General features: G+C 45.7%; 1 protein-coding gene. It reads right to left on the minus strand.

The window, feature by feature from the left end; all coding sequences use genetic code 11:
* On the minus strand, positions 1-683 hold a 683-nt coding region (locus tag R7Q09_RS25875), incomplete at both ends, for an ABC transporter substrate-binding protein (RefSeq protein ID WP_411913125.1).

Consider the following 683-nt stretch of genomic DNA (forward strand, 5'->3'; position numbering starts at 1 on the left):
TCACGTCTTTGTCGATCCAATACGTGCCATCACCGATAATTCCGCCACTGAACAACGCTTCTGTCATTCGATTCATTGGTTTCTCTGGCAATTTCAACCAACGCCAGTGTCCATAACGAACGTAAGGTACCATGTAGCCAGTGACAATCACGTGCGCATCAATAATGTCTCGCTGAATCTCATGACCTAATTGGATCTTCTTATCCATGTCCATGTTAAAGCGATACGCAATGATCTTTTCATCTAGCTCTGGCGTGCTGTAGTTAGTGAATGAGTTCGTTTGTGGTTTGTTCGCGTTCACGGAATGGAAGTATTCCCAATAAGTTGGGATTTCCGAAGTCCCCATATCAAAGAAAGCAAGTTCGTGTTTTTTCTCACGCACATACTTGAACATCGATGAACCATCAATCAGCTTCAGCTCAATGTCCAACCCTGCCAATTTTGCCTGTTCACGCAAGAAAGCAATACGCGGTGTATGAACTGGAGATGAGTACGTCAATTCAAAGCTCAAACGCTGACCTTTATCATTCACGCGAATACCATCGGAACCAATCTTATCGAAGCCCGCAGCTTCAAACGCTGCCGCCGCTTTTTCTGGTTCAAACTTTGGCGCTTTCACATCTGGCAACGTGTACTTACCATGCCCAAAGCCCGTTGGGTTGGGTTTACGGCTGTAGTCTCCA

The sequence above is a fragment of the Vibrio sp. 2130-1 genome (assembly GCF_033339515.1).